This is a genomic window from Xanthomonas sp. WHRI 7945, assembly GCF_035026585.1.
Map to the genome: position 1 here is coordinate 139,778 of NZ_JAYIQP010000012.1, position 25,751 is coordinate 165,528.

General features: G+C 70.8%; 27 protein-coding genes, 3 tRNA genes and 1 other RNA gene. 11 read left to right on the forward strand and 20 right to left on the reverse strand.

Features of this window, described 5'->3' with window-relative positions; translation table 11 throughout:
• Positions 1 to 6 precede the first annotated feature (6 nt).
• The gene (locus VDQ83_RS11885) at positions 7 to 1,854 is read right to left on the reverse strand and encodes a glycosyltransferase family 39 protein (protein ID WP_455435084.1); all 1,848 of its coding nucleotides are present in this window, start codon (positions 1,852 to 1,854) and stop codon (positions 7 to 9) included.
• 37 nt (positions 1,855 to 1,891) lie between these two features.
• Between VDQ83_RS11885 and VDQ83_RS11890 the strand changes: the two genes are divergently transcribed.
• From VDQ83_RS11890 to VDQ83_RS11905, 4 genes are read left to right on the forward strand one after another with little or no spacing between them, the layout of a single operon-like run.
• A complete protein-coding gene (locus VDQ83_RS11890; RefSeq protein ID WP_455435085.1) occupies positions 1,892 to 2,845 on the forward strand; it encodes an AAA family ATPase in 954 nt (317 codons plus the stop codon).
• A gap of 5 nt (positions 2,846 to 2,850) precedes the next feature.
• Entirely contained in the window at positions 2,851 to 3,807 is a 957-nt protein-coding gene (locus VDQ83_RS11895) for a DUF58 domain-containing protein (protein WP_455435086.1), read from the forward strand.
• Positions 3,800 to 5,749 carry a transglutaminase family protein gene (locus VDQ83_RS11900; protein ID WP_455435087.1) on the forward strand — a complete coding sequence of 650 codons (1,950 nt, stop codon included), beginning with the start codon at positions 3,800 to 3,802 and terminating at the stop codon, positions 5,747 to 5,749. Before VDQ83_RS11895 ends, VDQ83_RS11900 begins: the two co-directional genes overlap by 8 nt.
• Positions 5,746 to 6,276 (forward strand): Slp family lipoprotein, encoded by a 531-nt coding sequence (locus VDQ83_RS11905; protein ID WP_263397485.1) that lies wholly within the window; start codon positions 5,746 to 5,748, stop codon positions 6,274 to 6,276. The genes VDQ83_RS11900 and VDQ83_RS11905 overlap by 4 nt, the downstream gene beginning before the upstream one ends.
• A 121-nt stretch (positions 6,277 to 6,397) precedes the next feature.
• Here VDQ83_RS11905 and VDQ83_RS11910 read toward each other — a convergent pair whose 3' ends face one another.
• From VDQ83_RS11910 to dnaX, 5 genes are all read right to left on the reverse strand, one after another.
• The gene (locus VDQ83_RS11910) at positions 6,398 to 6,745 is read right to left on the reverse strand and encodes a histidine triad nucleotide-binding protein (RefSeq protein ID WP_309912247.1); all 348 of its coding nucleotides are present in this window, start codon (positions 6,743 to 6,745) and stop codon (positions 6,398 to 6,400) included.
• Between the two features lie 82 nt (positions 6,746 to 6,827).
• The gene (recR, locus tag VDQ83_RS11915; protein ID WP_263397483.1) at positions 6,828 to 7,442 is read right to left on the reverse strand and encodes a recombination mediator RecR; all 615 of its coding nucleotides are present in this window, start codon (positions 7,440 to 7,442) and stop codon (positions 6,828 to 6,830) included.
• Positions 7,439 to 7,714, reverse strand: coding sequence for a hypothetical protein (locus VDQ83_RS11920; RefSeq protein WP_309912245.1), 276 nt, complete (start codon positions 7,712 to 7,714; stop codon positions 7,439 to 7,441). The genes recR and VDQ83_RS11920 overlap by 4 nt, the downstream gene beginning before the upstream one ends.
• A 1-nt stretch (position 7,715) precedes the next feature.
• A complete protein-coding gene (locus tag VDQ83_RS11925) occupies positions 7,716 to 8,036 on the reverse strand; it encodes a YbaB/EbfC family nucleoid-associated protein (protein WP_455435088.1) in 321 nt (106 codons plus the stop codon).
• Between the two features lie 5 nt (positions 8,037 to 8,041).
• Complete coding sequence (dnaX, locus tag VDQ83_RS11930) at positions 8,042 to 9,895, reverse strand: DNA polymerase III subunit gamma/tau (protein ID WP_455435089.1); 1,854 nt, start codon at positions 9,893 to 9,895, stop codon at positions 8,042 to 8,044.
• Between the two features lie 241 nt (positions 9,896 to 10,136).
• Here dnaX and VDQ83_RS11935 point away from each other — a divergent pair.
• Both VDQ83_RS11935 and ffs read left to right on the forward strand, forming a co-directional pair.
• Positions 10,137 to 10,229: transfer RNA gene (locus tag VDQ83_RS11935), tRNA-Ser, on the forward strand.
• 261 nt (positions 10,230 to 10,490) lie between these two features.
• Positions 10,491 to 10,587: signal recognition particle sRNA small type (ffs, locus tag VDQ83_RS11940), an RNA gene on the forward strand.
• A 577-nt stretch (positions 10,588 to 11,164) separates the two neighbouring features.
• Here the strand turns inward: ffs and VDQ83_RS11945 are convergent.
• The 7 genes from VDQ83_RS11945 to VDQ83_RS11975 are packed head-to-tail and all read right to left on the reverse strand — an operon-like array spanning position 11,165 to position 15,319.
• On the reverse strand, positions 11,165 to 11,593 hold the full coding sequence (locus tag VDQ83_RS11945; RefSeq protein WP_455435090.1) for a molybdenum cofactor biosynthesis protein MoaE: 429 nt from the start codon (positions 11,591 to 11,593) through the stop codon (positions 11,165 to 11,167).
• A gap of 3 nt (positions 11,594 to 11,596) precedes the next feature.
• Positions 11,597 to 11,842 carry a MoaD/ThiS family protein gene (locus tag VDQ83_RS11950; protein ID WP_455435091.1) on the reverse strand — a complete coding sequence of 82 codons (246 nt, stop codon included), beginning with the start codon at positions 11,840 to 11,842 and terminating at the stop codon, positions 11,597 to 11,599.
• Positions 11,839 to 12,354 carry a cyclic pyranopterin monophosphate synthase MoaC gene (moaC, locus tag VDQ83_RS11955; RefSeq protein WP_455435092.1) on the reverse strand — a complete coding sequence of 172 codons (516 nt, stop codon included), beginning with the start codon at positions 12,352 to 12,354 and terminating at the stop codon, positions 11,839 to 11,841. The genes VDQ83_RS11950 and moaC overlap by 4 nt, the downstream gene beginning before the upstream one ends.
• Before the next feature lie 31 nt (positions 12,355 to 12,385).
• Complete coding sequence (locus tag VDQ83_RS11960) at positions 12,386 to 12,763, reverse strand: nuclear transport factor 2 family protein (RefSeq protein WP_455435093.1); 378 nt, start codon at positions 12,761 to 12,763, stop codon at positions 12,386 to 12,388.
• Between the two features lie 5 nt (positions 12,764 to 12,768).
• Positions 12,769 to 13,809, reverse strand: coding sequence for a GTP 3',8-cyclase MoaA (gene moaA / locus VDQ83_RS11965; protein ID WP_455435094.1), 1,041 nt, complete (start codon positions 13,807 to 13,809; stop codon positions 12,769 to 12,771).
• Positions 13,806 to 14,570: an MBL fold metallo-hydrolase gene (locus VDQ83_RS11970; protein WP_455435095.1), complete on the reverse strand. Its 765-nt coding sequence runs from the start codon at positions 14,568 to 14,570 to the stop codon at positions 13,806 to 13,808. Before VDQ83_RS11970 ends, moaA begins: the two co-directional genes overlap by 4 nt.
• Positions 14,570 to 15,319, reverse strand: a complete 750-nt coding sequence (locus tag VDQ83_RS11975) for a 3-deoxy-D-manno-octulosonic acid kinase (RefSeq protein WP_455435096.1) — start codon at positions 15,317 to 15,319, stop codon at positions 14,570 to 14,572. Before VDQ83_RS11975 ends, VDQ83_RS11970 begins: the two co-directional genes overlap by 1 nt.
• Before the next feature lie 20 nt (positions 15,320 to 15,339).
• On the opposite strand from VDQ83_RS11975, the gene VDQ83_RS11980 reads away from it, so the two are divergent.
• The gene (locus VDQ83_RS11980) at positions 15,340 to 16,389 is read left to right on the forward strand and encodes a glycosyltransferase family 9 protein (protein WP_455435097.1); all 1,050 of its coding nucleotides are present in this window, start codon (positions 15,340 to 15,342) and stop codon (positions 16,387 to 16,389) included.
• A 196-nt stretch (positions 16,390 to 16,585) separates the two neighbouring features.
• Positions 16,586 to 16,843: a DUF2798 domain-containing protein gene (locus VDQ83_RS11985; RefSeq protein ID WP_455435098.1), complete on the forward strand. Its 258-nt coding sequence runs from the start codon at positions 16,586 to 16,588 to the stop codon at positions 16,841 to 16,843.
• Between the two features lie 60 nt (positions 16,844 to 16,903).
• Here VDQ83_RS11985 and VDQ83_RS11990 read toward each other — a convergent pair whose 3' ends face one another.
• Entirely contained in the window at positions 16,904 to 17,308 is a 405-nt protein-coding gene (locus VDQ83_RS11990; RefSeq protein WP_263397471.1) for a DUF6165 family protein, read from the reverse strand.
• A 119-nt stretch (positions 17,309 to 17,427) separates the two neighbouring features.
• Positions 17,428 to 17,518: transfer RNA gene (locus tag VDQ83_RS11995), tRNA-Ser, on the reverse strand.
• 195 nt (positions 17,519 to 17,713) lie between these two features.
• Here VDQ83_RS11995 and VDQ83_RS12000 point away from each other — a divergent pair.
• Entirely contained in the window at positions 17,714 to 18,418 is a 705-nt protein-coding gene (locus tag VDQ83_RS12000; RefSeq protein ID WP_263397470.1) for a PP2C family protein-serine/threonine phosphatase, read from the forward strand.
• 167 nt (positions 18,419 to 18,585) lie between these two features.
• On the opposite strand, the gene dnaQ is transcribed toward VDQ83_RS12000, so the two are convergent.
• From dnaQ to VDQ83_RS12015, 3 genes are read right to left on the reverse strand one after another with little or no spacing between them, the layout of a single operon-like run.
• On the reverse strand, positions 18,586 to 19,326 hold the full coding sequence (gene dnaQ, locus VDQ83_RS12005) for a DNA polymerase III subunit epsilon (RefSeq protein ID WP_455435099.1): 741 nt from the start codon (positions 19,324 to 19,326) through the stop codon (positions 18,586 to 18,588).
• Between the two features lie 32 nt (positions 19,327 to 19,358).
• On the reverse strand, positions 19,359 to 19,817 hold the full coding sequence (gene rnhA, locus VDQ83_RS12010; RefSeq protein ID WP_053841401.1) for a ribonuclease HI: 459 nt from the start codon (positions 19,815 to 19,817) through the stop codon (positions 19,359 to 19,361).
• A 12-nt stretch (positions 19,818 to 19,829) separates the two neighbouring features.
• Positions 19,830 to 20,489: a class I SAM-dependent methyltransferase gene (locus tag VDQ83_RS12015; protein WP_263397468.1), complete on the reverse strand. Its 660-nt coding sequence runs from the start codon at positions 20,487 to 20,489 to the stop codon at positions 19,830 to 19,832.
• 12 nt (positions 20,490 to 20,501) lie between these two features.
• Here VDQ83_RS12015 and gloB point away from each other — a divergent pair, with 12 nt between their 5' ends.
• Positions 20,502 to 21,269, forward strand: a complete 768-nt coding sequence (gene gloB / locus VDQ83_RS12020; protein ID WP_455435100.1) for a hydroxyacylglutathione hydrolase — start codon at positions 20,502 to 20,504, stop codon at positions 21,267 to 21,269.
• Positions 21,266 to 22,486: a transglycosylase SLT domain-containing protein gene (locus VDQ83_RS12025; protein ID WP_455435101.1), complete on the forward strand. Its 1,221-nt coding sequence runs from the start codon at positions 21,266 to 21,268 to the stop codon at positions 22,484 to 22,486. Before gloB ends, VDQ83_RS12025 begins: the two co-directional genes overlap by 4 nt.
• Before the next feature lie 826 nt (positions 22,487 to 23,312).
• On the opposite strand, the gene VDQ83_RS12030 is transcribed toward VDQ83_RS12025, so the two are convergent.
• Complete coding sequence (locus tag VDQ83_RS12030) at positions 23,313 to 25,304, reverse strand: peptidylprolyl isomerase (RefSeq protein ID WP_309912218.1); 1,992 nt, start codon at positions 25,302 to 25,304, stop codon at positions 23,313 to 23,315.
• 180 nt (positions 25,305 to 25,484) lie between these two features.
• A tRNA-Asp gene (locus tag VDQ83_RS12035) sits at positions 25,485 to 25,561 on the reverse strand.
• Positions 25,562 to 25,751 lie beyond the last annotated feature (190 nt).

Consider the following 25,751-nt stretch of genomic DNA (forward strand, 5'->3'; position numbering starts at 1 on the left):
GCTATCTCAGCGGCGGCGCAGTTCGATCGGCTGCTCCCACCAATCCTCGACGCTGCCGTCGCGGCCGTGCAGGCGCAGGCCGAGCCAATGCGTGCCTGGCGCCAGGCCGCTGGCATCGAGCTCGGCGCGGAAGCCGACCTGCGGATGGCCCGGATCGGTGGAGATCTTCCAGAACGCGGTGACGTCGTAGGCCTCGCCATACCGCGCCTGCGCGGCGACCTTGCCGTCGAGCAGCACCTCGACGCGGGCGATGCCCACGCCGTCCTTGAACGCCCAGCCGGAGACTTCGAAGTGGCGCGCCACCTTGTCGCCCACGACTGGGGTGTTGAACCAGGCCATCGCCGGCGTGGTGCACGGCCCCGGCAGGCGCTGCGCCGGCAGCGCGAACAGCAGGAAGCGCTGGCTGCCGTGATCGCTGGACACCACCTTCGGCGGCGGCAGCGGGCCGACCAGCGCGCAGACCGCGTGATAGCGCTGCAGCAGCAGCCGGTATTTCATGTCGCTGGGCGACAGCACCAGCAGCCGCGGCCCATCGCGCCTGCCGTCGCTGAGCAGCCCCCACTGGCGCAGCTGCGCACTGCGCCCGTGCTTGTCGTTCAACGGATGCGGCAGCACCTGGATGTCGGCATCGCCCAGCTCGAAACCGAGCTCGGCGCCGACCTTGAAATTGTCGGCCAGCACCTGCGTGCCGGGCGGCATCGCCGCCAGTTCGCGGCGCACCGCCGAGGCCAGCGGTTGCCAGCCGGCGAAGTTGCGCGGGTAGTACTTGTCGCCGGCGGCATGTTCGCGCACCGATGGCACCGACACGGCGAGGTAGTAGCCGAACGCGCCGACCAGGCCGATCCCGGTCAGCAGCCAGGTCGCGCGGCGCAACCGCTTCGGCCAACCGCTGAGGATCACCGGCGCGGCGATCAGCAGCGCCAGGTAGCCCGGCAGCGGCCAATGGAAACTGATGCGCTCGGCGTCGGTGAAGAAGCCGAACAGGAAGATGCCCAGCGTGGACACTCCGCCGAGCAGGCCGAAATAGCGCCACTGCACGCGCGCGCCGCCACTGCCGCCGCCGCGCGTGGCCACCAGGGCCACCTTCCACATCGCCACCGCCAGCAGCGGCGTGACCAGCAGCCCCTGGATCAGCACGAAGGCGATGCCGACGGGCTGGAAGCTCCACGGATGCCGATCGATCAGCTGGAACTTGACCCCGGCTTCGCCGTTGTCGGCATTCCAGGCCAGCAACGGCAGCCAGGCGACGATGCCCATCGCCAGCGCCACCCACACCTGCGGATCGCGCAGCATGCGCCGGCCCTGCGGGATCATCAGCAGCGCGATCGCGCCCACCCCGATCACCCCGGCGAAGCGGTAGTGGCTCAGCGCGCCCAGGGTCAGGCCCAGCGCCAGTTCCACCGCGCTCATCGCATCGATCTGGCGCAGCAGCCGCGCGCTGGCGTCCATGCACAGGATCGTCGCCAGCGCCATCGGCACGTCCGGCAGGGCGAGGATGCCGAGCGTGCCCGACAGCGGCATCAGCAAGGTCAGGCTGCCGGCGCGCCAACCGGCCACCGCGCCGAACCAGCGCGTGGCGATGCGCGCGATCAGCCACGGCATCAACGCCGACACCAGCAGGAACGGCGCGCGCAGCGCCAGCAGGTGCTCGCCGCCGAGCGCCACGCCCAGCCGCGCCAGCCAGGCGGTCAGCCCGGGCAGGTCCGAATAGGCGGCGGCCAGGTGCTGGCCTTCCTGCCAATAGAACGCCTCGTCGACGAACAACGGCAGGCGCGCGGCCGCCAGCAGCTTGGCTGCGGTGACCAGCGTCCACAGCACCATGAAGGTGCTGCGTGCACGTTGTTCGCCTTGCATTGCCTTTAGACTCCCCTAAACCCGTTGCGAGAATGCGATGCCTACTCCGCCCCGCTTGCCGGAAATGCTAACCGATACGCTGCGCGAGGCGCTCGCGCAGGCCCAGCAGCAGGTCAATGCGCTGGTCCTGGGCAAGCCGCAACAGGTGCGCATGGCCTTTGTCGCGCTGCTGTCCGGGGGACATCTGCTGATCGAGGACCTGCCCGGGCTGGGCAAGACCACGCTGGCGCATGCGCTGGCGGCGAGCCTGGGCCTGAGCTTCCAACGCGTGCAGTTCACCTCCGACCTGCTGCCGGCTGACGTGCTCGGCGTGTCGGTGTACGACGCGCAGTCGCGCCAGTTCCAGTTCCATCCCGGCCCGGTGTTCGCCCACGTGCTGCTCGCCGACGAGATCAACCGCGCACCGCCGCGCACGCAGAGCGCGCTGCTGGAAGCGATGGCCGAACAGCAGGTGACGCTGGACGGCACGACCCATCCGCTGCCGGCGCCGTTCTTCGTCATCGCCACGCAGAACCCGGTGGACCTGTCGGGAACCTTCCCGCTGCCCGATTCGCAGCTGGACCGGTTCCTGCTGCGGCTGGCGCTGGGCTATCCCAGCGCCGAATCCGAACGCGCGCTGCTCAGCGGCAGCGACCGCCGCGACCTGATCGCCCAGGCGCGGCCGCAACTCAGCGACACCGACATGGCGACGCTGCGGCACAGCGTGGAGCAGATCCACGCCAGCGACGCGCTGGTCGGCTACGTGCAGGCGCTGTTGGCGCGCAGCCGCCAGCACCCGGGCGTACGCGTGGGCCTGTCGCCGCGCGCCGGCATCGCGCTGCTGCGCGCGGCCAAGGCGCATGCGCTGCTGCTGGGCCGCGCGCATGCGCTGCCCGAGGACGTGCAGGCGCTGTTCGTGGCGGTGGCCGAGCACCGGCTGGTGGCCGAACAGGAATCGGCCTCCGGGCAAGCGCTGGCCAAGGCGATCCTGCACAGCGTGGCGGTGGACTGAGGCCGATGCGGGCACGGCTGCGCGAGTGGCGGCAGGCGCTGGCACGGCTGGCGCGGCCGCGCGATCCCGAGGCGCTGCCGGTGCGCCTGGACCGGCGCCGGATCTACATCCTGCCCACCCCGTTCGGCGGCTTCCTGGCGCTGTTGCTCGGCGCGATGCTGCTCGGCGCGCTGAACTACAACAACAACCCCGCCCTGCTGCTGGCGATGCTGCTGGGCGCGGCCGCCATCGCCAGCGCGATCATGGCCCACCTGCAGCTGTCGGGGCTGCGCCTGGACGCGCTATCGGCCGAGCCGGTGGCGGCCGGCACGCCGCTGCGGCTGCGCCTGGCGCTGGCCGCCGACGACGCCCGCCAGCGGCGCGGCCTGCGCGTAGCGCATGCCGGCCGCCACACCTACCTGGACCTGCACGGCGACGGCGGCAGCGAAGCCGACCTGGACCTGCCCACCGAACGCCGCGGCTGGCTCGACCTGCAGCGCATCCGCATTTCCACCACCCAGCCGCTGGGCCTGCTGCGCGCCTGGGCCTGGTTCTGGCCGGACACGCCGCTGCTGGTCTACCCGCAACCGGAAAGCGACGGGCCGCCGCTGCCCTGCGGCGACGGCACCCCGACCCAGACCCGCTTGCACGCGCTGGGCGAGGAACTGCACCAGTTGCGCCCGTACCGCGCCGGCGATGCGCCGCGCGCGATTTCCTGGAAGCACTCGGCGCGCCGCGACACCCTGCTGGTCCGCGAATACGAACGCCCGATCGGCGTGGACGTGGTGCTGGACTGGCGCACGCTGCCGGCGCTGCCCTACGAACGCCGCATCGCGCGACTGGCGCGTTGGGTCAACGAGGCCGAGCGCGACGGCCGCCGCTATCGCCTGCTGCTGCCGGGGCAGCCGCCGCTGGGCCCGGGCCGCGGGCCGCAGCACCGGCACCTGTGCCTGCGCGCACTGGCGTTGCTGCCGCATGGCTGAATCGCGCTCGCCCGCGCTGAGCGACAGCAGCCGGCACTGGGCGCTCGCGGCCGGCCTGCTGTCGCTGCTGCCGCTGCTGCTGCAGTTGCCCGACGCGCTGGCGCTGCTGTTCGCCGTGGCCGCGCTGCTGATCGGCGCCAGCTCGGCGTGGCGGCCGCTGCCGGCGGCGCTGCGGCTGCTGCTGGTGGCGGCGATGCTGGCGGCGATCTACTGGCAGGTCGGCATGCGCTTCGGCCGCGATACCGGCTGCGCGATGCTCGCGGCGATGCTGGCGATCAAGCCGTCGGAGCTGAAGACGCTGCGCGACGCGCGCAGCCTGCTCGGCTTCGCCCTGTTCGCGCCGTTCGCCGCGTTCCTGCTGGACCAGGGCCCGGCGACGATGCTGCTGGCGCTGGCCGCGGTGATCGCCGCGCTGCTGTGCATGCAGCGCCTGGCCGACCAGGAGGGCCACAGCGGCAGCCATCCGCTGCGCGGCCAGCTGCGCGGCGTCGGCCGCTTGCTGGCGCTCGGCCTGCCGCTGGCGCTGGCCGCGTTCTGGCTGTTCCCGCGACTGGGCTCGCCGCTGTGGGGCGTGCCGGAACGCGCGCTGGCGCGGCCCGGCCTGTCGGACACGATGAGCCCGGGGCAGTGGCTGGACCTGATGGCCGACGACACCCCGGCGCTGCGCGTGCAGTTCTTCGGCCGGGTGCCGCCGCCGGCGCAGCGCTACTGGCGCGGACCGGTGCTGTGGGATTTCGACGGCGGCACCTGGCGCGCGGCGCGCGGCAACGCGTTCCTGCCGGCGCCGGCGGTGCAGTCCGGCACCGCCGTCTGGGACTACGAGATCGAGGTCGAGCCGACCGACCGCCGCCAGCTGGTCGCGCTGGACCTGCCGTTGCAGGCGCCGCAGGGCACCACCGCCTCCGCCGACTATGTGCTCATCAGCGAGCGCCCGCTCAGCGCGCTGAGCCGCTGGCGCCTGCGCTCGGCGCCGCCGCTGCGCTTCGAGACCGCATTGGCGCCGGCCCAGCGCCAGCGCGCGCTGGCGCTGCCGCCGGGCTACAACCCGCGCACCCTGGCCCTGGCCCGGCAATGGCGGCAACAGGCCGGCGCCGACGACGCGGCGATCGTGGCGCGCGCGCTGCAGTGGATCCGCCGCGACTTCGCCTACACCCTGGAGACGCCGCTGTCCGGCCGCGACGGCGTGGACGAATTCCTGTTCCAGCAGAAGGCCGGCTTCTGCCAGCACTTCAGCTCCGCCTTCGTGGTGCTGATGCGCGGCGCCGGCATCCCCGCACGGGTGGTCACCGGCTATGCCGGCGGCACCCGCAATCCGTTCGGCGACTACTGGGTGGTGCGGCGCATGGACGCCCACGCCTGGGCCGAGGTGTGGCTGCCGCAGCGCGGCTGGGTGCGCGTGGACCCGACCGCCGCGGTCGCCCCAGAGCGCATCTACGACACCCTGGAGGACCGCCTCGGCAGCGGCGCCGGCGCGCAGGGCGGCGGCGCCGACTGGCAGCTGCGCGACGTCGGCGACTGGCTGCGCCGCGGCTGGAACGACCTGGTGCTGTCCTTCGACGCCAACCGCCAGCAGCGGCTGCTGAGCAACTTCGGCATCGCCAAGCTGGAGCCGGCGCAGCTGGTCGCGCTGTTCGCCGGCTTCGCCGCGCTGCTGCTGGGCTGGATGGCCTGGTTGCTGGCCCGCGGCGAACGCGAGCGCGACCCGCTGCTGCGCGCCTGGCGGCGGCTGGGCCGGCGCTACGCGCGGCTCGGCCTGGGCCGCGAAGCGCACGAGCCGGCGCTGCTGTGGGCGGCACGTGTACAGCAGGTGATGGAGGCAAACGCGTTGCTTTCGCTCAGCCAACGTTTCGCTGATTCGCGCTACGCTGGCGCTGATTCGGACAGGGCTTCATTGTTGCGCGACCTGCGCAGGCACCGTCCGCATACCGGAGCATCTCGATGAAGATCCGACTGCTGTTCCCCGTCATGGCCGTTCTCGCCCTGGGCGCCTGCGCGACCGCGCCCAAGCCGCTGCAAGGCCAGTTCGCCACCGTCACCCCGCGCGATTCGGTCACCGGCCAGCAGGTCGGCGCCGCGGTGCGCTGGGGCGGCAAGATCATCCAGACCAAGCCCGGCCAGGGCGCCACCTGCTTCCAGATGCTGGGACGGCCGTTGAGCGCCAGCGGCCGCCCGGACAGCGACTCGGCCGACGCCAGCGACGGCCGCTTCGTCGCCTGCCGCTCCGGCTTCTACGACCCGGCGGTGTTCGAGCCCGGCCGCGAGGTGACCTTCATCGGCCACGTCTCCGGCTACGAGAGCACCCGCATCGGCGAGTACGACTACCGCCTGCCGAAGATCGACGCCGACGTGGTCTACCTGTGGCCGGTGGTGCGCCAGGTCGAGGTGGTGCCCGCCTACCCGTACGGCCCCTGGGGTCCGTGGGATCCGTGGGGCCCGCGCTGGGGCTGGGGCGGCCGCGGCTGGTGGTAAGCCCGCTGCCGGCACGCGTTGTGCCATGATGGAGAAGAAAACGCCGCTGAAAAGCGGCGTTTTCGTTTGGCCGGCGACGTCGCGGCAGAGCGCCCCGCGAGCGCCGCCGCTCAGGCCCCGATCAGGGCGTGCCGAAACGGCCCAGCGGCGCCCCGGCCAGCAGGTGCAGGTGCAGGTGGAACACGGTCTGCCCGGCATGCTCGCGGCAGTTCATCACCACCCGGTAGCCATCCTGCGCCAGGCCCTGTTCGCGCGCATAGGCGGCCGCGGCCAGCACCAGCCTGCCGACCAGCGTGGCCTGCTCCGGCGCCAGGTCGTCGAGGGTGGGAATCTCCACCTGCTTGGGAATGAACAGCACGTGCACCGGCGCCTGCGGCGCGATGTCCTTGAAGCCGAGCACGGCATCGTCCTCATAGACGATGCTGGCGGGAATTTCGCGACGGATGATCTTGCCGAAGATGGTATCCATGGGCCGATGCGGATAGCGGAAAGGGGCAGCCGTTATAGCCGAATTCGGCAGCGCGCAGGCACCGCCCGCGCAGCGCAGGCCGTCATTCGCCTGCGCCGCCCTGCGGCACCTCGTTGCGGCTGCCGAACGCATGCGACAGCGTGCCGCGGTCCACGTACTCCAGCTCCCCGCCCAGCGGCAGGCCCTGCGCCAGCCGGCTCGGCCGCACCCCGTGCCGGCGCGCCAGCTGCGCCAGGTAGTGCGCGGTGGCCTCGCCCTCGACGGTGGAATTGGTGGCGATGATCAATTCGGCGATCTCGCCTTGCGCCAGGCGCGCGCCGAGACTGTCCAGGCCGAGCTCGCGCGGGCCGACCCCGTCCAGCGGCGACAGCCGGCCCTGCAGGATGAAGTACAGCCCGCGGTAGCCGGTGGCGTGCTCGATCGCCAGGCGGTCGGCCGGCGACTCCACCGCGCACAACTGCTGGCGATCGCGGCTGGGGCTGGCGCAGATCGCACAGATCTCGGCCTCGGTGAAATCGCGGCAATGCGCGCAATGGCCGACCTTCTCCACCGCTTCGGCCAGCACGTGCGCCAACCGCTGCCCGCCCTCGCGCTCGCGCTCGAGCACGTGGTAGGCCATGCGCTGCGCCGACTTCTGGCCCACGCCCGGCAGGATCCTGAAAGCCTCGATCAGTTGGTCGAGCAGCGGCGAACTCATGCGTCCTGCGCGGTCTCGGACTGCGCGCCGTCGAGGCCGTCGCGCAGCGTGCGCAACCGGTGCAGCGCCTGCGCGACCGCAGCGTCCATCTCTTCGCGCGACACCATCCCGAACCCGGGCATATAGCTCACGATGTGCTCCACTTCCTCGTGGTGCGCGCCCGGACGCTCCAGCAATGCCAGCGCCAGCGCGTCGAACGCCTCGCCGTAGCCGGTGCCGCGCCCGTAGCGCAGGTCGCTGAGCGGATGATCGCCTGGCTTGCCGTTGGGCATGTCAGAACGGCAGCTTCATGCCCGGCGGGATCGGCATGCCGGCAGTGGCCGCGCCCATGCGCGACTTGGATTCGGCATCGACCTTGTTGGAGGCATCGTTGAAGGCGGCGGCGATCAGATCCTCGGCCATCTCCTGGTCGGAGAGGATGCTCGGATCGATCCGCACCTTGCGGCACTCCTTGGCGCCGGTCAGGGTCACGCTGACCATGCCGCCGCCGGCCGTGCCGGTGACTTCCAGCTGGGCCAGTTCTTCCTGCGCGCGCTGCAGGTTTTCCTGCATCTTCTGCGCCTGTTGCATCAATTGGGCGATGTTGCCACGCATGCGTTCTACTCTTCGTATGGGCGGATGGAATCGGGAACGACCCGCGCGCCTTGCTGCTGGATCAGCGCTTGCACCGCCGGGTCGCGCATGAACGCGGTCTCGGCCGCGTTCTGGCGCTCGCCGCGTTGCCGGTGCGAGCGCTCGTGCAGGGTCTCGGCATCGACTTCGATGCCGCTTTCGATCACGATCTTCGGCTTGCTGCCCAGCGCATCGGCCAGCGCCGTGGCCAGTTCGCCGAGCGAACGTTCGGACTGAAGGTATTCGAAGCCCGCCGACAGCGACAGCCGCAGCACGCCCTCGGCGTGGCTGACGAAGGCCGCGTTGGCCGCCAGCTGCCGCGACGGCCCGGTCAGGCCGCAATCGGCGACCAGCTCGAGCCAGTCCTCAGCCGCGTGCAACACGCGCGGCGTCGCGTTTGCAGACGGCGGCGGGCGCGTGGCGGCCAGCGGCGGCACCATCGCCATTTCCGGCTCGGCCACAGGCACAGGCGCCGGCGGCGCGGTGTTGGTCGCTGCCGGCGCAGGTGCCGGTGCCGCGGTATCCCACGGCGGGTCCAGCACTGCGGCCGTCGCGACCGGCGCAGGCGTGGGTGTCGGCCTGACGGCGGCTGGTGCCGGCGCGGGCGCCATCATCGGTGCGGCGGGCGCCGCGACGGTGGCGACGGAGGGCGCAGCGACGCTCGCCGAAGCGGCGGCCGGTGCCGCGGCCACCGGCGCCGCAGGCGTACGGCCTTCGGTCGTCGTGCCCGCCCCGGATGCGGCCGGCAGCGGTGCCGCACCCGCCGGGCGGAACGCCAGCATGCGCAGCACCGCCATCTCGAATCCGGCGCGCGGGCTCGGCGCCAGGTACAGGTCGCGGCGCCCGTTCAGCGCCATCTGGTACCACAGCTGCACGATTTCCGGGCGCAGGCGCTCGGCGAACGGCGCCGGATCGAGGCCGTCCAGACCCGCCACCGCCGCGGCCGGCACCAGCTGCCGCACCTGGATCCGGTGCAGCGCCTCGGCCAGCGCCTCCAGCACCCCGCCCCAGTCCGGCGAGAATTCGGCCAGCGCAGCGACCACCTGCAGCAGCCGCTGCCCGTCGCCCTCGGCCAGCGCCTCGAGCATCGCCCCGACCTGGGTGCGGTCGACCGTGCCCAGCATCGCCCGTACCACGTCGTCGCGCAGCGCGCCGCCGGCGTAGGCGATGGCCTGGTCGAGCAGCGACAGGCCGTCGCGCAGGCTGCCGTCGGCGGCCTTGGCCAGCTGCACGATCGCCGAGGCATCGACCTCGATCTGCTCGGCGGCCAGGATCCTGGTCATCTGCCCCTGGATCTGCTCCTCGTCCAGGCGCTTGAGGTTGAACTGCAGGCAGCGCGACAGCACCGTCACCGGCAGCTTCTGCGGGTCGGTGGTGGCGAGCAGGAACTTGACGTGCTCCGGCGGCTCCTCCAGCGTCTTCAGCAGCGCGTTGAACGCCGCCTTGGACAGCATGTGCACCTCGTCGATCAGGTACACCTTGAACTTGCCGCGCGAGGGCATGTACTGCGCGTTCTCGATCACTTCGCGCACGTCGTCCACGCCGGTATTGGACGCGGCGTCGATCTCCAGCAGGTCGATGTAGCGGCCGGCATCGATGTCCAGGCACGCCGGGCACTGCCCGCACGGATCGGCGCTGGTGCCCTGCTCGCAGTTCAGCGACTTGGCGAAGATGCGCGCGATGGTGGTCTTGCCGACGCCGCGGGTGCCGGTGAACAGGAACGCGTGGTGCACGCGCCCGCTGTCCAGCGCATTGGTGAGCGCGCGGACCACGTGTTCCTGCCCCACCAGCTCGGCAAAACGCTTGGGGCGCCACTTGCGGGCGAGAACGAGATAGGACATCAGGCAACCGTCTTCATCTGAACCGCCATTGTGCCACGCCGCGCCAGTTCGATCGTTCAGCGGCGGCGCCCGGACCGGCCCGTCGCCGCGGAGCCCGGACGACGACCGGCCGGCAGTCTCCCGCAATCGGGGCCGGCGCCGCGGCACGCCTCCCCGCCGCCGCAGAGCGCCGTCCTTGTTAACGGCGCCCGCGACGGCTAGAATCCCGCCCCTGCCGTCGGCTAGTCGCGCCGGCAGGCCCGGAGAGGTGTCCGAGTGGTTGAAGGAGCACGCCTGGAAAGTGTGTAAGCGTCTAAACCGCGCTTCGGGGGTTCGAATCCCCCTCTCTCCGCCAGATTAAAAAGTGTTGAGATGGCCCAGTCGCGTGAGTTTCGCCGGCGCCTGGGAGGGGGTGAGAACCCCCGGGTTCGACAGGTGGCATCGCCACCTGCACGGCGAAGCCGCCCGTAGGGCGAGGCATCGAAAGATGCCGAGTGCATCCCCCTCTCTCCGCCAGATTCGAATTGCGCTTCCCTCGCAGAATCGCTTCGCCGCTGGCGAAAGCGTTCAAAGGGAAAGACCGCGCCATTGGCGCGGTTTCGTCTCTATGGTGGCCCCGTCGGCCCCTCGCGACGCTAGGTCGAAAACTCCGCCAGGGCCGGAAGGCAGCAACGGTATCGATCGACGCGGGCGCCGAGGTCAGCCGGCGGGGTCGCCACCCTTTCCTGAAAACACATCCGCCAGGTAAATGCGGTCACTTCGACCGGATGGTGCTGGCAAGCTGCGGCTGTGTCCCGCGCCATGCCGCAAGCGTCGATCCTGGCCAGTCGTTGGCACCGGCCGTGGCGACGGCGCAACCATCACCGCAACGGCAACATTCCCACGGCGCGTATCGATCGACGCGGGCGCCGAGGTCAGCCGGCGGGGTCGCCACCCTTTTCCTGAAAACACATCCGCCAGGTAAATGCGGTCACTTCGACCGGATGGGTTCTGGCAAGCTGCGGCTGTGTCCCGCGCAGTGCCGCAAGCGTCGATCCTGGCCAGTCGTTGGCACCGGCCGTGGCGACGGCGCAACCATCCCCGCAACGGCAGCATTCCCACGGCGCGTATCGATCGACGCGGGCGCCGAGGTCAGCCGGCGGGGTCGCCACCCTAGTCTCTTCGAAGAACGCCACACCGGCCCAATTCGTGCGCCCATGGCGCGTGCATGCGCTTACCGGTCGCCACGTCTCATCAGGTCATCGCCGCGATATCGGCGCCCTGCCGATGGCCCAGCATCCCGGGCCAGCCCTACGCCTCCGGATGCAGCCACCCCGCATCGCCCTCGCGGTAGCGCTCGTGCTTCCAGATCGGCACCCGCGCCTTGACCTCGTCGATGACGTAGCGGCACGCGTCGAACGCCGCGCCGCGGTGCGCGGCGACCACGCCGACCCACACCGCCAGGTCCCCGATCGCCAGGTCGCCGACGCGGTGCACGCAGCGCAGGTCGAGGATGTCGAAGCGGGCCAGCGCTTCGTCGGTGATGCGCCAGCCTTCGGCCTCGGCCAACGCCGCGTAGGCTTCGTAGCGCAGGCCGTCGACCGCGCGGCCGTCGTTGTGGTCGCGCACCCAGCCCTCGAAAGTGGCATAGGCGCCGGCCTGCGCGTGCGCCAGCGGCGCGCGCAACGCGGCGATGTCCAGGGCGCTGTCGGCAAGATGGAAACGCTGCGGCGTGGACATCGCTCAGCCTCCCGAGACCGGCGGAATGAACACCACTTCGCTGCCGTCGCGCAGCGCCTCGTCCCAGCTCACGAAGGCGCCGTCCACGGCCACGCGCAGGCGTTGCGGCGGCCAGCGCAGGCCGTGCCGCGCGTCGAGTTCGGCGTACAGCGCGCGCAGGTCGGCGGCCGCGGTGCGCACCTGCTCGCGTTCGCTGCCGGCCGCCTCGCGCAGGCTGGCGAAATACAGCACGGTCACCTGCACGCTCATGCCGCGCTCCCGACGTCGCGCTTGCCGCCGCGTTTGCCGAGCAGCCGCACCGGGCCGATGGTCATCGCGTGGGTCAGCGCCTTGCACATGTCGTAGACGGTCAGCGCGGCGATGCTGGCGCCGGTCAGCGCCTCCATCTCCACGCCGGTGCGGTGCACGGTGCGCACCGTGCATTCGATGCGCAGCACCTGCGGCGAGGCCCAGTCGATCGCGAAGCGGCAGCCGTCGATCGGCAACGGGTGGCAAAACGGGATCAGTTCGTGGGTGCGCTTGACCGCCATGGTGCCGGCGATCACCGCGGTATCGACGATGCCGCCCTTGGCGCTGCGCAGCGCGTCGGCGCGCAGTTGCGCGGCCACCGCGGCCGGAAAGCGCACCCGCGACTCGGCCACCGCGACGCGCGCGGTGACGGCCTTGGCCGAGACGTCGACCATCGTCGGCAGTCCCTGCAGATCCAGATGGGTCAGCGTCTTGCTCGCCGCACCAGCGTACTTGGCCTGTTCTTCGCTCATAGGCTGCGCTGCCGCTCCCACGGCACCATGCTCAGGCATTGCCGGCCATCGGCGTGCCTTGGTGGAACAGCATGCGCCATTCGCCATCGCGGCAGCGCCACAGCGAACTGCGCAGCGCATGCCGTACCGGCATGCCGTCGCCTTCGTGGCGCTCGCTGCGATAGCGCACTTGCGCCAGGTCCGGCGCCAGCCAGCATGCCTGCAAATCGAACGCGCGATAGCGGACCGCGCCGGCCTCGGCCGGCAATGCCTGCAGCAGCGCCTGCTTGTCGATGCAGCGCCCGGACGCGCCGAACTCGACGAACGCCTCGTCGAGCAGCGCCGAGACCCGCGCGACCGAAGCGCGCGTCGCCGGCTCCAGCAACTCCAGCTCCAGCGCGAACAAGCGGTCGTTCAGCGATTCGTCCATGCCGCTCATCCGCCGATCAGGAACATCTCGACGTGCTTGCCGCGCGCCGCGCGCGCGTCGCCGCGCAGTTCGCTGTAGCGGTCGCCGCGCTGGCCCCACAACGCCCGCACGCGCGCGGCCAGCGCGTCCTCGCCGCCGTCCAGCGCCGGCTTCAGGTCGGTGCCGGCGGCGGCGAACAGGCAGGTGTAGAGCTGGCCGTCGGCCGACACGCGCGCGCGATGGCAATCGCCGCAGAATGGTGCGCTGACCGAACTGACGAAACCGATCTCGCCGCCGCCGTCGACGAAGGCATGGCGCGCGGCGACTTCGCCGGCATAGTGCGGATCCAGCGCGCGCAGCGGCCAGCGCGCGGCGATGCGCTCGCGCAGTTCGGCCGACGGCACCACGCGTTCGCGGCGCCACGCGTTGCAGGTGCCCACATCCATGTACTCGATGAAGCGCAGCACGTGGCCGCTGCCGCGGAAGTGCGCCAGCAGCGGCAGCACCTGGTCGTCGTTGATGCCGCGCTGGACCACGCAATTGATCTTGACCGGCCCCAGGCCGGCGGCCACCGCCGCGTCGATGCCGGCCAGCACCTGCGCCACCTCGCCGCGGCCGCCGGACATGCGCCGGAAGGTCGCCGCGTCGATCGCGTCCAGGCTCACCGTGACCCGGCGCAATCCGGCCTCGCGCAAGGCCTGCGCGTGCCGCGCCAGCAGCGAGCCGTTGGTGGTCATGGCCAGGTCGTCCAGGCCCGGGATGCGCGCCAGCCGCCGCACCAGCTCGGGCAGGTCGCGGCGCAGCAGCGGCTCGCCGCCGGTCAGGCGCAGCTTGCTGACGCCGTTGCGCACGAACGCGCGCACCAGGGTCTCGAGCTGCTCGAAGGACAGCCGCGAGGACGCGTCGAAGCCGTAGTCGTCGGGCACCTTGTCGGCCGGCATGCAGTAGCCGCAGCGGAAGTTGCAGGCCTCGATCACCGACAGGCGCAGGTCGCGCAGCGGCCGTCCCAGCCGATCCAGCGGCGTGGCCGGCAGCGGCGGCAGCGGCGGGCGCAGCAGCGCGTTCATGGCGCCGGCACCTGCGGCACCTGCGGCGCGCGCGGCGCGTCCAGGGCCACGCACTCGCCCGGCCGCGCGACGCGGTGGCCGCGCGCGCGCAAGGCCTCGGCATCCTCGGCGCTGGCGTAGTGGTACAGCATCATGCGTTGCCGCAGCTCGGCGGAATATTCCCGTTCCAGGTCGTCCACGCCAGTATGCGACGGATTGCCGTGAAGGCCGCAGTCGTGCGCGACCAGTTCGCCGTCGTTGGCGTAACGGCTCAGCATTTCCGGGATCGGCCGGGTATCGCCGCTCCATACCAGCGCGCCGGGCAGGCGCAGCCCGTAGGCGGTTTCCGGCCAATGGTGGCGCACCGGGAACACTTCCAGCCGCACCCCCTCGTGCCAGAACGCCTCGCCCACCGGAACCAGCTGGAACGCGTCCCAGAAGTTGGCGCCGCCCTCGGCCAGCGCGTTCGGGTAGTCGCCGACCCGCTTGTGCAGCAGCGGCACCACCGGCGCCGGCACGTACAGCCGCAGCTTGCCGCGCCGCGCCGAAAAATACGCGTCCACGAACAGCCGCTCGAACCCGGCCACGTGGTCCAGGTGCACATGGGTGACGAACAGCGCCTGCGGCATCGCCCGGTAGTGCGCCTGGTAGGCGCTCAGGCCCTCGCCGCCGCAGTCGATGCTCAGCCACGGCGCGCCGTCGCGCTCGATCGTGGCCATCGGCGAGCCCAGTTCCACCGCCGACGCGTTGCCGACGCCCTGGAAGCGCAGCGCCCAGGCCATCAGTAGCCCCGGTTCCAGGCCAGGTCGTAGGCGCGGCGCAGGCGCGCGTAGTCCTTGTCGACCTCGTCGACGCTGCGCTCGCCGCGCAGCTTCAGCAGCGAGCGGTGCAGGCGCTTGAGGTTGCGCTCGCGCCAGCGCGTGGCCGGAATGCGCAGCACGCCGCGGTCGAAATCGATCATCCAGCCGCGGCCGTTGCCGTCGAACAGGATGTTGTGCGCGTTGAGGTCGGCGTGATCCAGCCCGGCGCGGTGGAAGCGCGCGATCAGCCGCCCCGCCTCCTCCCACGGCGCGCCGCGGCCGGCGACGTGGGCGCGATCGGCCAGCGAGCGCACGCCCTCCAGCCGCTCCATCAGGATCGCCGCGCGGTAGCGCAGCCCCTGGCGCAGGTAGCAGGCGGCCAGCGGCACCGGCACCGGCAGCTTGCGTGCGATCAGCGCGCGCATCAGCCGGAACTCAGCGAAGCTGCGGGTGCGGTCGGCGCCGGACCAGAAGTAGCGATCGCGGCTGAGCTTGGCGACCAGGCCGCCGCGCCGGTACTGGCGCAGCACGCTGGGGCCGAACGGGGCATCGACGAACCAGGCGCCGCCGCGGCCGCCCTCGTCCACCGGCCGCGCGCGCTCGGCCCAGTGCGCGGCGGAGAACAGCGCCGGCTCGGCTTGCCGCAGTCGTTGGCGGTCGAACAGAATGGCGCCATAGCCGCGTCCCTCGCGGTACGGCGTCAGCGCTTCGGTGGCGTCGAATGCAACCATTCAGCGAGTCTAACAACACCATGGCAGCAACGCTCCCTTCGCTGTGCCTGTTGCGCCTGTCGGCGCTGGGGGACGTGACCCACGTGGTGCCGCTGGTGCGCACCCTGCAGCGCGCCTGGCCCGACGCACCGCCGCTGCACTGGATCATCGACAAGGCCGGGCACAAGCTGCTCGACGGCCTGCCCGGGGTGGTGTTCCATGCCTACGACAAGCGCAGCGGCGTGGCCGGCATGCGCGCGCTGCGCCGCGAACTGCCGCCGCAGCGCTTCGATGCGCTGCTGCAGATGCAGGTGGCGCTGCGCGCCAACGTGCTGTCCGCGTTCGTCCGCGCACGCCGCCGCATCGGCTACGACCGCAGCCGCTCCAAGGACCTGCACGGCCTGTTCGTCAACGAACGCATCCCCGACCGCCCCGGCATCCACGTGCTCGACGCGATCGGCAGCTTCTGCGAACCGCTGGGCCTGCGCCAGACCGAGGTGCGCTGGGACCTGCCGATCCCGGACGACGCGCACGCCTGGGCGCAGGCGCAATGGCCCGATGACGGCCGCCCGGCGCTGCTGATCTCGCCCTGCTCCAGCCACGTGCGCCGCAACTGGTACGCCGACCGCTACGCCGCGGTCGCCGACCACGCCGCCGCGCAGGGCTGGCGGGTGGTGCTGTGCGGCGGGCGCAGCGAGCTGGAGCGCAGCACCGCCGACGCCATCGTCGCCGCCGCCCGCGCGCCGCTGCTGGACCTGGTCGGCCGCGACACGCTCAAGCAGCTGCCGGCGCTGCTGCAGCGCGCCGCACTGGTGATGACCCCCGACTCGGGCCCGATGCACATCGCCAACGCCGTGGGCAGCAAGGTGCTGGGCCTGCACGCGGCCAGCAACCCCCGCCGCAGCGGCCCGTACTCGGACATCCGTTACTGCGTGGACAAGTACGACGCGGCGGCGCGCAAGTTCCTCGGCAAGCCGGCCGAGCAGCTGAAATGGGGCAGCAAGATCGAGTTCGACGAGGTGATGGCGCTGATCGGCGTGGACGAGGCGATCGCCGCGTTCGAGCGCTATCGCACCGACCAGGGAATGTAAGCGGCTTGTGCGCTGGCCGAGCGCGGCCTTACCATGCTGGCGCGCGTTCGCCACCACTTCGGTCTGCGGACGCCGCCGTAAGCGTTTACGTCAAGCAACGCGCCAACCGCGCCGGATTCGTCCGGGGCCGTTTCCCGCCAGCGCCTCGGGCCTGCGGGTGGCGCCTTTGCTTCGACCGGCTTACGGAGTTCGCACCATGTCCCGTTCCCCTCGGTTTTTCCCGCGCAAACTGCATTCCCGCCATGCCGGCTGGGTGATGCCGCTGTTGTTGTCGATCCTGATGACCTGCGTGGTCTCGATGATCAGTACGCTGCGCACGGTCGGCCTGGCGCCGGGCGTGTACACGCTATGGCTGGGCGCCTGGGCGTTGTCGTGGCTGATCGCCTTTCCCACCCTGCTGCTGGCATTGCCGCTGGTGCGCCGGCTGACCGGACTCCTGGTCGCCCGCGCCTGACCGTCCACACCCGGCCGCACCGATCATCCGGGAGGCGACGACGCCTCCCGGATGTTTTGCTCAGGTCGCCGCGCCGCGGTAGTCCTGGTAGGACTTCTCTTCGACGTAGCTGGAGCCCAGCGCCAGGTTGATCTCCTTCTTGAGCCGCGCGCGCTCGTCGTTCTCGTAGTACACGCTGCGCGCGAGCTTGATGAACTCCTCGTCGAAGGCCTGCGCCTTCTCCTTGATCCGGATCTCGTCCTCGATCACCCACAGGCGCTCGTTGACCGCCTTCAGCTCCAGCCGCAGCCGGGCCACGTCGCCGCTGGCGGCCGGATGCGCCATCCAGGTCTTTTCCAGCGCCGACAGCTCCGCGCGCACGTTGGCCAGCTTGGCCGCATCGCCGATGCGCTCGGACTTGATCTGCAGGATGGCGATCTTGTCGAGCAGTTCGCCAAAGGACACGGGGGCCAGAATTTCGGACATGGGAACACCCAAGCGAGAGTTGAGAGGAAGTGTAACGGGCAGGCCTTAACGCCATGTCGGCGCCGCATGGCGAGCGCCGTCAAAAGACAAAAGGCCCCTGACGGGGCCTTCTGCGAAACTGGCGGGAAGGGGGGGATTCGAACCCCCGAGGCGCTATAAACGCCTGCCTGATTTCGAGTCAGGTACATTCAACCGCTCTGCCACCTTCCCGGGTGGTCCCCGGCGGACCGGGGGCGTGCATCATACGGTCCCTGCCGCGCGCGGACAAGCGCCGCGTCGCCCGGTAGCGCCCGTACCGCCATGAACCCCGCCTGCCCTGCGGCACGGCCAACGATTGCCTGATGTCCGCTTGGCCGCGATGATGCCGTTTGAATGACAGGACGCCGGGCCGGCCGCGGGCACGCAATGATCGAATTCGGACACCTCACCCACGTCGGCCTGCGCCGCGAGCTCAACGAGGACACCTATTACGGCGACAACGAGCTCGGCCTGTGGCTGGTCGCCGACGGCATGGGCGGCCATGCCTGCGGCGAGGTCGCCAGCGCGCTGGCGCGCGAGGCCATCGTTCGCGAGGTGCGCGGCGGCACGCCGCTGGCGCAGGCGATCCGCATCGCCGACGAGGAGATCATCCGCGCCTCGCGGCGGCGCAACGACAGCTTGCCGATGGGCACCACGGTGGTCGCCGCGCGGGTACAGGGCAACCGCTTCGAGGTGGCCTGGGTCGGCGACAGCCGCGCCTACCTGTGGCGCGACGGCAAGCTTGCCCAGCTCAGCCAGGATCACAGCTACGTGCAGGAACTGATCGCACAGGGCGCGCTGACTGCCGAGCAGGCGCGCGCGCATCCGCACCGCAACGTGGTCACCCAGGCGCTGGGGGTCACCGATCCGCTGCACCTCAACGTTGCCACGATGACCGGCGAACTGCGCCCGGGCATGCAGCTGCTGCTGTGCAGCGACGGACTGACCGAGGAAGTGGACGATGCCGGCATCGCCGCCACCCTCGGCCACGACGACTGCAGCGCGCAGGAATGCGTGGACACGCTGGTGGCCGCCGCACTGGACGGCGGCGGCTCGGACAACATCACCGCGATCCTGGTGCGCTGCCACTGAGCCGATGCGCCGATGCCCGCGCTTGTCGGCGCAGGCCGGGCCACGGCAGGCACGCGCGATTCGCGGCTGCGCTCAGTGCGCGCTGCGGCCCACGGCCGCCGCGATGGCGGCACCGGTAGCTGCGGGGGCAAGCCCTAAGAACGATCGTCTGCGAGAAGTCGCCCCGCTCAACCGGCCACGGCCTCGGCCAGCACCGGCTCGGCCTCGTCCCACAGCGCACGTCCGGCCTTCTTGCGCAGCTTTTCCAGCCGTGCTTCGTGCGCTTCCAGCTCCGACGCGGTCGGCAGCACCCGCGGCCGCGGCAGCAGCATCGCCATGTCGAACGCCGCGCGCTGGCCACCGGCGTGGTCGCCGGCGCGATCGTCGGCCAGGGCGAAGCCGATCTCCTCCTGGCCCGAGGTCAGCGCGATGTAGACCTCGCTGAGGATCTGCGCATCGAGCAGCGCGCCGTGCAGTTGCCGGTGCGAGTTGTCCACGCCCAGCCGCTTGCACAGCGCGTCCAGCGAATTGCGCTGGCCCGGGAAGCGCTCGCGCGCCAGCAGCAGCGTATCGATGACCGTGGCGCGGTCGAGGATGCGCCCGTAGGACGCGCCCAGCCGCGACAGTTCGTAGTCGAGGAAGCCCAGGTCGAACGAGGCGTTGTGGATGATCAGTTCAGCGCCGTCGATGAACGCCAGGAATTCGTCCACCACCTCGTGGAATTCCGGCTTGTCGGCCAGGAACTCCAGGGTCAGGCCGGTGACCTCCTGCGCGCCGGGTTCGAAGTCGCAGTCCGGGCGCAGGTAGCGGTGGAAGTTGCGCCCGCTGGGGCGGCGCTCGAGCAGCTCCACCGCGCCGATTTCGACGACGCGGTTGCCCTTCTTCCATTCCAGGCCAGTGGTTTCGGTATCGAGGATGATCTGACGCATGTCGCTCGCTGCAGGATGAGGCGTGGAAAGGATCAGGACGCGACCGCGGCGCCGCCGGCGCGCACCCGCAGCGCCTGGTTGCGCGCCAGCACGTCCACCCGCTCGTTGTCCGGATCGCCGCTGTGGCCCTTGACCCAGCGCCAATCGATCGTGTGCCGCTGCGCGGCGGCGTGCAGCCGCTCCCACAGGTCGCGGTTCTTGACCGGGTCGCCGCCGGCGGTCTTCCACTGCCGCCGCACCCAGCCCGGCATCCATTCGGTGATGCCCTGGCGCACGTACTGCGAATCGGTATGCAGCACGATCTGGCACGGCTCGCTGAGCGTCTCCAGCGCCATGATGGCGGCCATCAGCTCCATGCGGTTGTTGGTGGTGTGCGCCTCGGCGCCGGCCACTTCGCGCTCCAGGCCCTTGTAGCGCAGCAGCGCGGCCCAGCCGCCGGGGCCGGGATTGCCGAGGCAGGCGCCGTCGGTATGGATATCAACAGTCTTCATGTACGTCCAGGATCAGATGGAAGCGGCCGAACCGCGCCAGCGTACCGGCGCGCGCAGCGGAATGGGGCCGATGCCGGCGGCGGTGCGTTTTTCTGCCTGCAGCATGCACACCGCGCGCAACGGCGCGCCGGACGTCGCCGCCGCGATGCCGCCACGGGTCGGCCACACCGGCCCGAGGTAGCGCAGGCGCTCGACGCACGGCAGCCCGGCCTGCGCCAGCAGGCCGCGCCAGCTGCCCGGCGGCCGCGCCACCAGGCCCTGCCGGCGCCAGCGCAGCCGGTACGGGCTCATCGCGTTCAGCGCGAACAGCCAGATGCGCCCGCCCGGCAGCAGCACCCGCTCGCATTCCTCCAGCAACGCGGTGGCGTCGGCACCCAGCACGTGCTGCAGCACGATCGCGTTGACGCTCTCCGACGGCAGCGGCAACGGCAGCGTGCACACCAGGTCGCCGGCATAGCCGTGCGCGGTGCGATGCAGGCGCACGCCGCGCCCGGGCAGCTCGCGCGCCAGCGGCGCGAACGGCACCGGCGCCAGCCACAACCAGGGCTGCGCGGGACGGGCGAGCAAGGCGTCCAGGATCAACGGCTGCTCGGCCTGCAGCAGCTGTTGCGCCACCGCCGTATCAAACCAGGATGAGACGGCGGCTTGACGGGGGAACGGGGCGGCAGGCATGGTGCCAATTCTATGCGACTGATCGCCCTGCCCGCATTCCAGGATAATTACATCTGGGCGATCGCCGCCGCGGATGGCCGCGCTGTGGTGGTCGACCCCGGCCAGGCCGAGCCGGTATTCGAGGCAGCCGCGCAGGGATTGCAGCCATCCGCGGTGCTGCTGACCCATCATCACGACGACCACATCGGCGGCGTGGCGGCTCTGCGCGAGCGCTGGCCGGACCTGCCGGTGTTCGCCCCGGCGGACGAGCCGCGGATCCCTTTCGCCAACCAGCACGTCGGCGACGGCGATGCGGTGCAGGTGCTGGAATGGGAGTTCCGGACCCTTGCCGTGCCTGGGCACACCCGCTCGCATGTGGCCTATGTCGGCCATGGCCACCTGTTCAGCGGGGACACGCTGTTCAGCCTAGGCTGTGGGCGCATGTTCGAAGGTACGCCCTCCCAGATGTTGGGTTCGCTGCAACGGCTGGCCGCCCTCCCGGGCGCCACGCTGGTGTGCTGCGGACACGAATACACCCTGGCCAATGCGGCATTCGCCGTCACGGTCGATCCCACCAACGCTGCCTTGCGGCAGCGCCATCAGGAAGTCCAGGCCATGCGTCACGCTGCCCGTCCCACTGTTCCCGTCACCCTCGCCAGCGAAATGGCGACCAACCCGTTCCTGCGCACCGCCTCGGCGGCGATCCAGCAGGCGGTCGCCGCCCGGCTCGGCCGCGGCGCGCGCGACGAAGTGGAGGTATTCGCCGAATTGAGGCGCTGGAAAGACGATTTCCGCGCATGAGGTCGCTGCTGTTGAGCGCGGCGCTGACGCTGACCATCGCGTCGGCGGCTCCTTCCGCGACCGCGGCGGCGCCGGTCGGCGCCGCACTGGAGCAAACCCTCGCCGGGCTGAATGCGCTGCCGACGGACGCTGCGGCGTTGCCGCCGGCGACCACGCGTAACGGTCACACCATCCTGGCCAACTTCCGCGACGGCCTGGCCGACGCGCAATGTGACAGCAGCGCCACCGACGCGCGCTGGAAGCAGCAGTTCGCGCGCGCGCCGGCGCGCCTGGCCAACGAGGACGAGGACGTGTTGCCGTTATTCGGCTACGTGGTCGACGAATTGCGTGCCGCCGACCTGCCGACCGAATTCGCGCTGATCCCGTTCGTCGAGAGCGGCTATCGTCCCGCCGCACGCAACAGCGGCGGTCCGGCCGGACTGTGGCAGTTCATCGCCGGTACCGCTCGCAACCACGACGTCCCGGTCGAAGGCAGCTACGACGGGCGCCTGTCCGCGGTGGATTCCACCCGCGCCGCGGTGCGCTACCTGAAGACCCTGCACGGCATGTTCGGCGGCGATTGGCGCCTGGCGATCATGGCCTACAACGCCGGCGAATACCGCGTGCTGCAGTCGATGCGCCGTGCCGGCATGAACGCGCAGAACGCGCAACCGGCCAAGCTGCCCGGGTTGTCGCCGATCACCTACGCCTACGTCGAGAAGCTGCACGCGCTGGCTTGCGTGCTGGAGCAGGCGCAGAGCCGCGACGAGTGGATGGCCTCGCTGGACCGCGAGGTGCCGATCCTGCAGGCGCGCACCCTGCCCGCCGGCATGGCGCTGGACGACTGGGCGCGCCAGCAGGCGCTACAGGGCGACCGGATCGCGCGCCTGAACCCGGCCCTGGGCAGCGGGCGCAACAGCAAGCGCGCGCTGCCGGTGCTGGCGCCGGTCGGCAGCGGCGGCAGCGCGGCCACGGCCGCCGCCGACGCGCTGGCGGCGACGCAGGCGCAGGTCGAGGCGCCGGCCGTGCGGACCGTCGCCAGCGTCGGCGAAGCCGCAACGCCGCGGATCCGCTCACGCACGGCTGCGGCGCGCCGCACCCACACCGTCCGCGACGGCGACACCGCCTGGACCATCGCCAAGCGCTACGGCATCACCGTGCAGACCCTGCTGGCGAAGAACGGCCTGTCCGCGCGCAGCGTGCTGCGCCCGGGCATGGTGCTGAGCTACGAGGAATAGGCCGCCCTCCCGCTGCGGCGGGATCGATGCGCTGCGGCAGGACCGACGAGACCGCGACAGCGGCGACCGCCAGCGCTGCCACCGTCGGCCTAGAAGCCACTTGTGGGAGCGACTTCAGTCGCGACGGGCTTTACCGATAAAGCCTGTCGCGACTGAAGTCGCTCCCACAGCATGGCGAATAGCCGAGCGATGAAGCGAGAGGTCTCAGCTTCCACATTGGCCAGCGCTGCGACCCAAGGCAGGCGTGGCCGCCATTGCGTCGCCGCTGACGTCGTCCCCACCGCATGGCGAACAGCCGAGAGAAACGCTTAAGTCGCAAGCGCTCCGCAATAGCGCGCAGCGAACGCCCGAAGCCGGCCTTGCCCGACACATCGCTGCGGCGATGGACGCCATCATGGCCAGCGGTCATCGCCATCGGCACCGATGCTGCCGCCTAGCGCAGGCGCGACCGCCTTGCGCGTGCGTCATACACGCGCACCGAGAACCCCGCGCACGCGCCAGCGGACCACACCGCGCGCCTGGCGCTCCCTTCTCCCCTCGGGAGAAGGTGCCCCGAAGGGGCGGATGAGGGTACGACGTACCGGCGCATGCACGAAGTACATGCACACTTCCTTGCCGCCCTTCCGACCCTGCCGCAGCGACCGCGACACGACGCATGATCGCGCGGCGCATCACCGCACATCCGAATGTCCCAAGTGCTCCCCGTGTTCCTTGTGCTCCCTGTGCCCGGAGTGCCGAGTGCCTCAAGCGCCCGCAGTGCAGAACCCACAAACGAACAAGCCCGGCAATGCCGGGCTTGTTCGCATCATGCATCGGCAAGCGGCAGTTACAGCTGCGCTTCCTGCACGGTGACCTTGTAGCGCTTGCGCATCGCGTCGACGTACGCCTTCGCCGCGGTGGCGCCCTCGATCTGGCCCAACTGCTGCTTGAGCGTGGCCTGCTGCTCTGCCGGCACCTTGCTCAGGTCGCCCGGATTCACCTTGTTGACCACGAACAGCGCGTAGCGCTTGGCGCCGCCCGGGATGCCGTTCGCCGACAGTTCGACCTTGCCCACCGACGGCTTGCCCGCGGCCGGCGGCGGCGCACTGAAGATCGCGCGATTGGCTTCGGGACTCGGCATCGGCACGGTGCGCGGCAACCCCGGCATCGGGTTGAGCTGCAAATTCTCCGGGCCGGCCAGCGCCTGCAGCGTCTCGCCCTTTCGCAGCTTCTCCAGCAGCGCATCGGCCTTGGCCGCCGCCGCCTTGGCGGTGCGATCGGCATGCACCGCAGCGACCACCTGCTCGCGGACCTTGGCCAACGGCTGGGTCTGCTCGGGCAGGTGCTGGGTGACGCGGATCATCACGTTGTGGTTCGGCCCCAGCGTGATCGGATCGCTGACCGTGCCATCCTGCACCAGCGTGTCGGAGAACGCCGCACGCAGCACCGCCGGCTGCGCAGCGACGCCGCTGGCGTCGGCGCGCGAGAATGGCCCCAGGGTCTGCACCGGCAAGCCCACTTCCTTGGCCGCCGGCGCCAGCGCGGTCGGGTTCTTGTAGACCAGGTCCACCAGCCGCCCGCTCAGTTCGCTGAAGGCCTTCTCGTTGTCGGCCTGCAGCTGCTCGCCGGCGAGCTGGTCGCGCACCTGCTCGAAGCTCTTGCCCTGGCCGCCCTTGATCTCGCGCAGCTGGATCACGTGGTAGCCGAACTCGCTCTTCACCGGGCCGATGATGTCCCCGGCCTTCATCGCGAACAACGCGTCGTCGAACGGCTTGACCATCGTGCCCTTTTCGACCCAGCCCAGGTCGCCGCCGGCGTTCTTGGAGCCCGAATCCTCGGAATTGGCGCGGGCCAGCGCGGCGAAATCGGCGCCCGGCTGCTTGGCCTCGGCGACCAGCTTGGCGGCCTTGGCCTCGGCCGCCTTCTGCGCTGCGGCGTCCTTGCCGGCGCTGATCAGGATGTGCGAGGTCAGGCGCTGGTCGGGTTCGACGAAGCGCGCCTTCTCCTCCTCGTAGCGCTTGCGCAGCGCCGCCTCGTCGGCCGGCTTGGCCGGCGGCAGCTTGGACGCGTCCAGTTCGACGTACTCGATCGACACCCGCTCGGGCTGCTTGAAGTCAGCCTGGTGCGCGTCGTACCACTGCTGCACCTGCGCGTCGCTGACCGGCGTGGTGTCGGCCGGCTGCTCCGGCAGCAGCGCTAGGTCCACGTCGCGGGTCTCGCTCAGCATCTTCAGCAGGCGCTCGGTTTCCTGCTGGGTCGCGAACGCCGATTCCATCAGCGCGGACGGGATCAGCGACTGCTGCAGGCCATCGCGCACCATCTGGTCGAACATCGCCGGCGTCCGCGGCGGTGTGCCCGAAGCCAACGCCAGGCGGTAACGCTCGGGATCGAACTTGCCGTCGTTCTGGAACGCCGGAATGGTGCTGATGTAGTCGCGGATCGCCGCATCGCCGATGACCACGCCGGCCTGCTCGGACGCCAGCTTCACCACTTGCTCGTCGATCAACTGGTCGAGCACCTTGCGCTTGTTGTCGGCGCTTTCGAACTCGCGCGGGTCGAAGTTCTCGCCCTGCTGCTGCCGCTCCTGCTGGCGCGCTTCCTCGAAGCGCGCGCGGAACTGCTCCGTGCTCACTTCCTGGTGGCGCCACAGCAACGAGGCCGGCCACCACGACGGAGCCGATGCCCACCACGACGGCGGCGCCTGCACCTTGGCGACGTTGTTGGCACCGACGCCACCGAGGTAGCTGCCGTCGATGACGAACAGGAACGGAATCATCAACAGGCCGATGATCGCGGTGGCGATCCAGCCCGAGGTCTTTTCGCGGAGTTTCTGCAGCATTGGTTGGGAACCGAGGCCAGGTGGCGAGCCGCGCAGTTTAACCCGCTTCACGCCCTGCCGCGGAATGGCGTACCGCAGGGGCCGCGCCCCACGGACATCCGCGGTCCGCCCGGCTGTCGCCGGCAACGCCTTCCGGAAAAAAAGAAACCCCCGATCGCTCGGGGGTTTCGCGTACAAAACTGGCGGAGTGGACGGGACTCGAACCCGCGACCTCCGGCGTGACAGGCCAGCATTCTAACCGACTGAACTACCACTCCGCTTTTTGAACGGAGGCAGGCGCAAGGCCCGCAATCTCTGGGTATCGGCGCAGCGCGGAACGCGGCGGATGCTTCGAGAAACGAAACCCCCGATTTCTCAGGGGCTTCGGTGCAACTGGCGGAGTGGACGGGACTCGAACCCGCGACCTCCGGCGTGACAGGCCAGCATTCTAACCGACTGAACTACCAC